The organism is Pseudomonas serbica, from assembly GCF_028823535.1.
Classification (GTDB): domain Bacteria; phylum Pseudomonadota; class Gammaproteobacteria; order Pseudomonadales; family Pseudomonadaceae; genus Aquipseudomonas; species Aquipseudomonas serbica.
In genome coordinates this window covers 343,956-351,153 of sequence record NZ_JAQIYM010000008.1, presented here as the reverse complement: position 1 = coordinate 351,153, position 7,198 = coordinate 343,956, and the positions used below count along the sequence as shown (strand labels likewise).

The following is a 7,198-nucleotide window of genomic DNA, read 5'->3' as shown; positions in this document are numbered from 1 at the left end:
AGCGAAAGCGCCCGAAAGACCAACGCAATGTTCAAGGACGCCTTCGCTGGCAAGCCAGCTCCTACAGGGTTCTGCGCCGACCGGGCGGCTGCGCTAATATGCCCGCCACTCAAACAAGAACAGGGCTCCCTTCGCGCAATGTCGGAAAAAGACACCATTTCCATTCAACTGGTGCGAGAAGCGCTGTTGCAAAGTTGCGCCCCGGGCGCGGCCACCGATGAGGTGCTGGACAAGGTCGGTATCGATCCGGGGTTGCTTGGCAGCGGCGACGGCCGGGTTCCCGCCAGCGCTTATGCGCGTCTGTGGCGCTTGCTGGCCCGACGAGGCGATGACGAGTTCTTTGGCATGGACCCGCGCAAGCTCAAATCCGGCAGCCTCGAATTCCTCTGTCGCTGTGCCATGGTCCAGCCGAGCCTGGCGGCAGGACTGACCAGTGGCCTGGGCTTTCTGTCGTTGATGCTCGAGCGCATGCCTGCGCAGCTGGTTCATCAGCAGAGCCTGGCGGAAATCGTGTTGCTCGAAGACGACCATGAGCCGCGCCGGGCCTTCACTTACTTCACCTACTGGATGATCGTGCACGGGGTGGCCTGTTGGCTGGCCGGACGTCGAATTCCGATCCTGGCGATCGAGCTGCGCTGTGCACAGCCGGATTACTGCGATGACTACCAGGTGATGTTCTCCGAGAACCTGCGCTTCGACCGCCCGCGCACGCGAATGATCTTTTCCGCTGACTGCCTGGATTTGCCGATCAAGCGCAGTGTCGAAGAGCTGCGGCGCTTCCTCGCCCATGCGCCGGCCAACATCCTGGTCAAGTACCGCGATCCACAGAGCCTGGCCAGCCGGATCAAGCAGGATTTGCGGCAGCTGCCCGCCGAGCACTGGCCGGAGACCGAAGCCCTGGCGCAACGCCTGTGCATGTCCGCCTCGACCCTGCGTCGGCGCCTGGCCGAGGAAGGCCAGACGTACCAGGGGCTCAAGGACAGCGTGCGCAAGGAGCTGGCCATCACCTGGCTGGCGGAACCGACCATCAGCTTCACCGAAATCGCCACCCGGCTGGGATTTGCCGATGCGAGCTCGTTCTACAAGGCGTTTCGCAAATGGTCGGGGTCCAATCCCGGGCATTACCGCAGTTTGATCTTGAATGAGCGAGGTCATCCATAGGCTGTTGCGTCTGGACTGACGTCTTCGCTGGCAAGCCAGCTCCTGCAGGGGAATGCGATCAACCCGTAGGAGCTGGCTTGCCAGCGAGAGGCCCGTTCAAGCGCCGCCTGTCTCAGCTCCTTGGCCAAACCAGTCAAGCAACTTGATAACTTTGACCATTGCCCGACACCCCGCGCAGAGCGAGTATTTCCCTGTTGGTTACGGTTCCCCCACCTAACAAGAAATACAGAGGGATTCTGGCAATGCGCGATTACTTGTCTGCCGTTTCACAGTTCAATTATCAGCACACCGTCGATGCCGCACTCGCAGGCAATCTGACCGCCCTCAACGCCTGCATCGAATGTTGCGACCGGCATGCGCTGCCGGGACGTATCGCACTGTTCTGGGAAGGCCGTGACGGCACCAGCGCGACCTATACCTTCAACGAGCTGCAGGACAAGGCCGCGCGTTTTGCCAACTTCCTCTTGGCCCAGGGCGTGAAGAAAGGCGACAAGGTCGCCGGTCTCCTGCCGCGCAACATCGAATTGTTGATCACCGTGTTCGCCACCTGGCGCATCGGCGCTGTCTATCAACCCTTGTTTACCGCCTTCGGGCCCAAGGCCATCGAGCATCGCCTGGGCAGTTCCGGGGCCAAAGTGGTCGTCACCGACGCGGTCAATCGCTCGAAGCTCGCCGAAGTCGCCGACTGCCCGACCATCGTCACCGTCGCTGGCGCCAAGGGGCAGGGCATTGTCCGTGGCGACTATAGCTTTTGGGCCGAGCTGGCCAACTACTCCAATCTCTGCGAACCGGTGCTGCTGACGGGTGAAGACCCGTTCCTGTTGATGTTCACCTCAGGCACCACCGGTCCGTCAAAAGCGCTGTCCGTGCCGCTCAAGGCCATTGTCGCCTTCCAGAGCTACACCCGTGACGCGGTGGACCTGCGCCCCGAAGATGCGTTCTGGAACGTGGCCGATCCGGGCTGGGCCTACGGCATCTATTTTGGCGTCACAGGCCCCATGGCCATGGGGCATCCGATCACCTTCTACGATGGCCCGTTCACCCTGGAAAGCACCTGCCGGGTGATCAACAAGTACGGGATCACCAACCTCACCGGCTCGCCGACCGCGTATCGCCTGTTGATCGCAGGCGGCGACGAATTCGCCAATTCGATCAAAGGCAAGCTGCGCATTGTCAGCAGCGCCGGCGAGCCGCTGAACCCGGAAGTGATCCGCTGGTTCGCCGACACTCTGGACGTGGTCATCCATGACCATTACGGCCAGACCGAACTGGGCATGGTGCTGTGTAACCACCATGGCCTGGAGCACCCGATCCACATGGGCGCCGCTGGTTTTACCTCGCCTGGCCACCGCATCGTGGTGCTGGACGAGGACAACCAGGAACTGGGCGTCGGTCAACCGGGCATCCTGGCCATCGACCGCAGCCAGTCGCCAATGTGCTGGTTCGCCGGATACGAAGGCGCACCGACCAAGGCCTTCGTCGGCAATTACTACTTGAGCGGCGATACGGTCGAGTGGAATCCGGACGGCAGTATCAGCTTCGTCGGCCGTAGCGACGATGTGATCACCACCTCCGGCTACCGCGTCGGCCCGTTCGATGTGGAAAGCGCCTTGATCGAGCATCCGGCGGTGGTGGAAGCGGCGGTGGTCGGTAAACCCGATCCGGAGCGTACTGAACTGGTGAAAGCGTTCGTAGTGCTCAGCGAGCAATACCGCGCCACGCCGGAGCTGGCCGAAGAGTTGCGCCAACACGTGCGCAAGCGCCTGGCGGCTCACTCCTATCCCCGTGAAATCGAATTTGTCAGCGAATTGCCGAAAACCCCAAGCGGCAAATTGCAGCGCTTTATCTTGCGCAACCAGGAAATCGCCAAGGCTCAAGAGGCCGCGGCGAAGAACGTTCCAGCTTGAATCGAAGGACTCAATGATGCAGATCGAAAACAAGGTTTTTCTCGTCACCGGCGGTGCCTCCGGCCTCGGTGCGGCCACCGCTGAAATGCTCGTGGCGGCCGGTGCCAAGGTAATGCTGGTGGACATGAATGCCGAAGCCGTCGCGGCCCAGGCCCAACGTCTTGGCGCGCAAAGCGTAGTGGCGGACATCAGCAGCGAAGCAGCGGCCGAAGCCGCTGTGCAGGCGACGGTCAAGGCCTTCGGTGGCCTTAATGGCCTGGTCAACTGCGCCGGCATCGTGCGTGGCGAGAAGATCCTCGGCAAGAACGGTCCGCACGCGCTGGCAAGCTTCAGCCAGGTGATCAACGTCAACCTGATCGGCAGCTTCAACATGCTGCGCCTGGCGTCGGCGGCGATTGCCGAAACCCAGGCCGACGCCGATGGCGAGCGCGGCGTGATCATCAATACCGCCTCGGCGGCGGCCTACGACGGCCAGATCGGTCAGGCGGCCTACGCCGCGTCGAAAGGCGCCATCGTCAGCCTGACCTTGCCTGCCGCCCGCGAACTGGCGCGCTTCGGCATCCGCGTGATGACCATCGCCCCGGGCATTTTCGAAACGCCGATGATGGCCGGCATGACCCAGGAAGTCCGTGATTCCCTGGCCGCCGGCGTGCCGTTTCCGCCGCGCCTGGGCAAACCGGCCGAGTATGCCCAGCTGGTACGGCATATCATTGAAAACAGCATGCTCAATGGCGAGGTGATCCGTCTCGACGGGGCCTTGCGCATGGCGGCCAAATAAGGAGGATTTGTCATGACCCTATCCAACGATCCGATTGTTATCGTCAGCGCCGTCCGCACCCCGATGGGCGGTTTCCAGGGCGAACTGAAAAGCCTCACCGCACCGCAACTGGGTGCCGCCGCGATCAAGGCCGCGGTGGAACGTGCCGGCGTTGCCAGCAATGCCGTCGACGAAGTGCTGTTCGGCTGCGTACTGCCTGCCGGCCAGGGCCAGGCCCCTGCGCGCCAGGCGGCGCTGGGTGCCGGGCTGGATAAATCGACCCGTTGCACCACCCTCAACAAGATGTGCGGCTCGGGCATGGAAGCGGCCATCCTGGCCCACGACATGCTGGTGGCTGGCAGCGCCGAGGTGGTAGTCGCCGGTGGCATGGAAAGCATGTCCAACGCGCCGTACCTGCTGGACCGCGCCCGTAGCGGCTACCGCATGGGACACGGCCGGGTGCTGGATTCGATGTTCCTCGATGGCCTGGAAGACGCCTACGACAAGGGCCGCCTGATGGGCACCTTCGCCGAAGACTGCGCCGAAACCCACGGCTTCAGTCGCGAGGCCCAGGATGCGTTCGCGGTGGCATCGACCACCCGCGCCCAGCAGGCCATCAAGGACGGCAGTTTCAAGGACGAAATCGTGCCCTTGACCGTCACCGTCGGCAAAGAGCAGGTGACCATCAGCAACGATGAGCAGCCACCCAAAGCCCGACTGGACAAGATCGCCTCGTTGAAACCGGCGTTCCGTGATGGCGGCACCGTGACGGCGGCCAACTCCAGTTCGATCTCCGACGGCGCGGCGGCACTGGTGCTGATGCGCCGTTCCGAAGCCGACAAGCGCGGCCTCAAGCCGTTGGCGGTGATCCATGGTCACGCGGCCTTCGCCGATACCCCGAGCCTGTTCCCGGTGGCGCCGGTGGGCGCGATCGAGAAGCTGATGAAGAAAACCGGCTGGTCGCTGAACGACGTCGACCTGGTGGAAGTCAACGAAGCCTTCGCCGTGGTCAGCCTGGTGACCATGACCAAGCTGGAAATCCCTCACGAAAAACTCAATGTGCACGGCGGTGCTTGCGCCCTTGGCCACCCGATCGGTGCGTCTGGCGCGCGGATCCTCGTGACCTTACTCTCAGCCCTGCGCCAGAAAGGCCTCAAGCGTGGTGTTGCAGCGATCTGCATCGGCGGCGGCGAAGCGACGGCCATGGCCGTGGAATGCCTCTACTAACGCGGCGCAGACCTTGTAGGAGCGAGCTTGCTCGCGAAGAGGCCGTGTCAGTCGACATCATCGTTGGATGACATACCGCATTCGCGGGCAAGCCCGCTCCTACAGGGGGACAATTACAAATCAAGGATTCACCATGATCCCCAATGACGAACAACAGCAGATACGCGACGCGGCACGGGATTTTGCCCAGGAACGCCTGAAACCCTTCGCCGCCGAGTGGGACCGTGAACACCGCTTCCCCAAGGAAGCCATCGCCGAAATGGGCGAGCTGGGCTTCTTCGGCATGCTGGTACCGGAGCAGTGGGGCGGTTGTGAGACCGGTTACCTGGCCTATGCCATGGCCCTGGAAGAAATCGCCGCGGGCGACGGTGCCTGCTCGACGATCATGAGCGTGCACAACTCGGTGGGCTGTGTGCCCATCCTCAATTACGGCAATGACGAGCAGAAGGAGCGTTTTCTCAAGCCCCTGGCCAGCGGCGCCATGCTCGGTGCTTTCGCCTTGACCGAACCCCAGGCCGGTTCCGATGCCAGCGGATTGAAAACCCGTGCGCGGCGGGAGGGTGATCACTACGTTCTCAACGGCTGCAAGCAATTCATCACGTCCGGGCAAAACGCCGGGATCGTGATCGTGTTCGCCGTGACCGACCCGGCTGCCGGCAAACGCGGCATCACGGCGTTCATCGTGCCCACCGATTCGCCGGGCTACAAGGTGGCCCGGGTCGAGGACAAGCTCGGCCAGCACGCCTCGGACACTTGCCAGATACTGTTCGAAGACGTGAAAGTACCAGTGGCCAATCGCTTGGGCGAAGAGGGCGAAGGCTACAAGATCGCCCTGGCCAACCTCGAGGGCGGGCGTGTCGGCATCGCCTCGCAGTCAGTGGGCATGGCCCGCGCCGCGTTCGAAGCGGCCCGCGACTATGCCCGCGAGCGCGAGAGCTTCGGCAAGCCGATCATCGAGCACCAGGCCGTGGCGTTCCGCCTGGCGGACATGGCGACCCAGATCGCCGTGGCGCGGCAAATGGTGCATTACGCGGCGGCATTGAGAGACAGCGGCAAACCGGCGCTGGTGGAAGCGTCGATGGCCAAGCTGTTCGCCTCGGAAATGGCCGAGAAGGTATGCTCCTCGGCGCTGCAAACCCTTGGCGGTTACGGTTACCTGAACGACTTCCCGCTGGAGCGGATTTACCGCGACGTGCGGGTCTGCCAGATCTACGAAGGCACCAGCGATATTCAACGCATGGTCATTTCACGCAATCTTTGAAAAGGAACCCGCTTGTGAACTACGAAACGATTTTGCTGGAAACCCATGGCCGCGTTGGCCTGATCACCCTCAACCGCCCGCAGGCGCTGAACGCGTTGAACGCGCAGATCGTCAGCGAACTGAACCAGGCCCTCGACGGCTACGAGGCGGACTCGAACATCGGCTGCATCGTCCTGACCGGTTCGAAAAAGGCCTTTGCCGCCGGTGCCGACATCAAGGAAATGGCCGAGCTGACCTATCCGCAGATCTATATCGACGACCTGTTCAGCGACAGCGACCGCGTGGCCAACCGCCGCAAGCCAATCATCGCCGCGGTCAACGGTTTTGCCCTGGGCGGCGGCTGTGAGCTGGCGCTGATGTGCGATTTCATCCTGGCCGGCGACAACGCCAAATTCGGCCAGCCGGAAATCAACCTCGGCGTGCTGCCGGGCATGGGCGGCACCCAGCGCCTGACCCGCGCCGTGGGCAAGGCCAAGGCCATGGAAATGTGCCTGAGCGGGCGCTTGATCGACGCCGTGGAAGCGGAGCGTTGCGGTATCGTGGCGCGTATCGTGCCCAGCGATGAGCTGCTGGACGAAGCGCTCAAAGTCGCAACGCTGATCGCCAGCAAGTCCTTGCCGATTGCGATGATGGTCAAGGAAAGCGTCAACCGTGCCTTTGAAGTGAGCCTGTCGGAAGGTGTCCGCTTTGAGCGTCGGGTGTTCCACGCGGCGTTTGCGACGCAGGATCAGAAAGAAGGGATGGCGGCGTTCATTGCCAAGCGTGAGGCCCAGTTCCAGGGCAAGTGATGTAGCGTTTCTGCGGGCCTCTTCGCGAGCAGGCTCGCTCCCACAAGGGATCTCAATAACGCTGAGATCCAATGTGGGAGCGAGCCTGCTCGCGAAG

6 protein-coding genes are annotated in these 7,198 nt (G+C 62.6%); all 6 read left to right on the top strand.

Annotated elements, in window-relative coordinates; genetic code table 11:
* The first annotated feature begins 138 nt into the window (after positions 1-138).
* The 6 genes from NQL71_RS15680 (at position 139) to NQL71_RS15655 (ending at position 7,101) form a co-directional block, all read left to right on the top strand.
* Complete coding sequence (locus NQL71_RS15680) at positions 139-1,161, top strand: AraC family transcriptional regulator (RefSeq protein ID WP_046819093.1); 1,023 nt, start codon at positions 139-141, stop codon at positions 1,159-1,161.
* 242 nt (positions 1,162-1,403) lie between these two features.
* Entirely contained in the window at positions 1,404-3,068 is a 1,665-nt protein-coding gene (locus NQL71_RS15675) for an AMP-binding protein (RefSeq protein ID WP_166619604.1), read from the top strand.
* A 16-nt stretch (positions 3,069-3,084) separates the two neighbouring features.
* On the top strand, positions 3,085-3,846 hold the full coding sequence (locus NQL71_RS15670) for an SDR family NAD(P)-dependent oxidoreductase (protein ID WP_046819095.1): 762 nt from the start codon (positions 3,085-3,087) through the stop codon (positions 3,844-3,846).
* A 12-nt stretch (positions 3,847-3,858) separates the two neighbouring features.
* The gene (locus NQL71_RS15665; protein WP_077183708.1) at positions 3,859-5,052 is read left to right on the top strand and encodes an acetyl-CoA C-acyltransferase; all 1,194 of its coding nucleotides are present in this window, start codon (positions 3,859-3,861) and stop codon (positions 5,050-5,052) included.
* A 133-nt stretch (positions 5,053-5,185) separates the two neighbouring features.
* Complete coding sequence (locus NQL71_RS15660; RefSeq protein ID WP_046819097.1) at positions 5,186-6,313, top strand: acyl-CoA dehydrogenase; 1,128 nt, start codon at positions 5,186-5,188, stop codon at positions 6,311-6,313.
* A 14-nt stretch (positions 6,314-6,327) separates the two neighbouring features.
* Positions 6,328-7,101 carry an enoyl-CoA hydratase gene (locus NQL71_RS15655; RefSeq protein WP_046819098.1) on the top strand — a complete coding sequence of 258 codons (774 nt, stop codon included), beginning with the start codon at positions 6,328-6,330 and terminating at the stop codon, positions 7,099-7,101.
* The last annotated feature ends 97 nt before the right edge of the window (positions 7,102-7,198 follow it).

Bases quoted from the DNA above. Each gene is read 5' to 3' on its own strand.
- NQL71_RS15670 (WP_046819095.1), top strand. From the start codon at position 3,085: ATGCAGATCGAAAACAAGGTTTTTCTCGTCACCGGCGGTGCCTCCGGC.
- NQL71_RS15660 (WP_046819097.1), top strand. From the start codon at position 5,186: ATGATCCCCAATGACGAACAACAGCAGATACGCGACGCGGCACGGGAT.
- NQL71_RS15675 (WP_166619604.1), top strand. From the start codon at position 1,404: ATGCGCGATTACTTGTCTGCCGTTTCACAGTTCAATTATCAGCACACC.
- NQL71_RS15680 (WP_046819093.1), top strand. From the start codon at position 139: ATGTCGGAAAAAGACACCATTTCCATTCAACTGGTGCGAGAAGCGCTG.
- NQL71_RS15665 (WP_077183708.1), top strand. From the start codon at position 3,859: ATGACCCTATCCAACGATCCGATTGTTATCGTCAGCGCCGTCCGCACC.